Below are 1,146 nucleotides of genomic sequence, written 5' to 3'. Positions count from 1 at the left end.
GGTGCATCAGTCGTCGTGGTCTTCGGGGATCGGGTCGGGGTCGGGTGCGCCGACTGCCCGGTGCCGGTAGTAGAGGTCGATGTGCTTGCGCGCCCACAGCCAGAGGCGCCGGTTGTACTCGGCGGATGCGCTGACCCGCTTCTCGAGCGATGCCATGCGCGACCAGAGTTGCCCGATGAGCACGCCGACGAGGGACAGGACGCCGACGGTCAGTACGCCGACGAGTCCGAGGATGGCCGGGGCGATGGTCACCTCGGTCATCACTCCTGACCCTTGGCTGCTGCCTGCCGGTGCAGCTTGATCTCGTCGCGTGCGTCGCGGGTCCGCTCGCCGATGGTGGAGATGGACGGGATCTTGCTGACCTCGGACAGCGGGAGGTTCGCCCCGCCGATGCCGAGGACGGTGCGGACCTCGTCGCGGATCATGCGGCGCAACTGGTCTTCGGTGTAGGGCATGTCGTCCTCCTGGTCGAGGGTGGGAGCGGTCGGCTCAGGGATGGTGGGGATGGTGGGCGTGGTGGCGACCGGGTTGGAGACGGTCTGCGTGGCGCGGGTGTCGCGGCTGGCGACGTAGGTCATGTGCCACGGCTCGTTGCGGACCATGTCTCTGATCCACCCGTAGGGCTCGCCCCACGCGCGCACCCATGCACGGGCGGGCTCGGCCAGGTCGAGCGCGAGGCCGGTCTCGTGCAGCGACGTGCCGGGGTCGGCGGCGGTGGCTGCGAGGTCGCCGCGAAGGTAGGCGTACCAGAGCACCCACTGCTCGGCGTTGGTGCGGCCAGCGTCGGTGATGCCGCCACTGGGGCAGCCGGCGCCGACCATGCGCAGGTACGAGGCTGCTGCTGGTGCGTCGAGCCACGCGACGGAACCGGAGGTTTTCTTGCCGATCTTGACCTGCTGCATCGGGCTGGCCTCCTGGGGGTGTTGACAGGTGTCATACACCTGAGCATGATGCGGTGTATGACACCTCGCGATTGCTTCCTGTACGCGGTCCTCGTGACGTACCTGATCGGGTCAGCGACGGGCACGATCGTCGGCCCGATGATCCGCGGCTCGTTCGGGTACGAGTGGGGCTACTTCTCCGGCATCTACGGGCCGTTGAGCATCCTCGGCCTGATCGTCGTCACCGCGGTCGCCGCGCGGCGAT

3 protein-coding genes are annotated in these 1,146 nt (G+C 68.4%); 1 reads left to right on the top strand and 2 read right to left on the bottom strand.

Annotated elements, in window-relative coordinates; translation table 11 throughout:
• Positions 1-6: 6 nt before the first annotated feature.
• Positions 7-261, bottom strand: coding sequence for a hypothetical protein (locus ABWK99_RS16040; protein ID WP_372595683.1), 255 nt, complete (start codon positions 259-261; stop codon positions 7-9).
• Entirely contained in the window at positions 261-902 is a 642-nt protein-coding gene (locus ABWK99_RS16035) for a hypothetical protein (protein ID WP_372595682.1), read from the bottom strand. The genes ABWK99_RS16040 and ABWK99_RS16035 overlap by 1 nt, the downstream gene beginning before the upstream one ends.
• Positions 903-959: 57 nt before the next feature.
• Here ABWK99_RS16035 and ABWK99_RS16030 point away from each other — a divergent pair.
• A partial coding sequence (locus tag ABWK99_RS16030; protein ID WP_372595681.1) for a hypothetical protein occupies positions 960-1,146 on the top strand: 187 nt, incomplete at its 3' end.

Origin of the sequence: Actinotalea sp., from assembly GCF_041597215.1 — a bacterium.
Taxonomy (GTDB): Bacteria; Actinomycetota; Actinomycetes; order Actinomycetales; family Cellulomonadaceae; genus Actinotalea.
This window is presented reverse-complemented; position numbering and strand designations above follow the sequence as displayed.

Coding starts and splice junctions, on each gene's coding strand:
- ABWK99_RS16040 (WP_372595683.1), bottom strand. CDS start 261: ATGACCGAGGTGACCATCGCCCCGGCCATCCTCGGACTCGTCGGCGTA.
- ABWK99_RS16035 (WP_372595682.1), bottom strand. CDS start 902: ATGCAGCAGGTCAAGATCGGCAAGAAAACCTCCGGTTCCGTCGCGTGG.